1 protein-coding gene is annotated in these 251 nt (G+C 64.1%); it reads left to right on the forward strand.

Going from position 1 to position 251, the window contains the following annotated elements; genetic code table 11:
* Window positions 1-225, forward strand: a 225-nt coding sequence (locus tag ACPYOG_RS20135; protein WP_481295863.1) for a methionine adenosyltransferase domain-containing protein, incomplete at its 5' end; no start/stop codon positions are given.
* Window positions 226-251: the final 26 nt, after the last annotated feature.

Genomic DNA, 251 nt, shown 5'->3' on the forward strand with positions numbered 1-251 from the left:
TTCGTGGAGACCTTCGGCACCGAAACCGTGGACCCTGCCCGCATCAGCGAGGCGATCGACGAACTCTTTGATCTTCGGCCGCGGGCCATCATCGATGCCCTGGACCTCAAGCGGCCCATCTACGCCAAGACTGCCGCTCACGGCCACTTCGGACGGGATGAGCCCGACTTCACCTGGGAGCGGTTGGACCGCGTTGCGGACCTCAAGGAGTACTTCAACGCCTGACGTGGCTCCCGCGAACGGCCGGATGT

This window comes from Leifsonia sp. HAY1-4F (assembly GCF_056755275.1).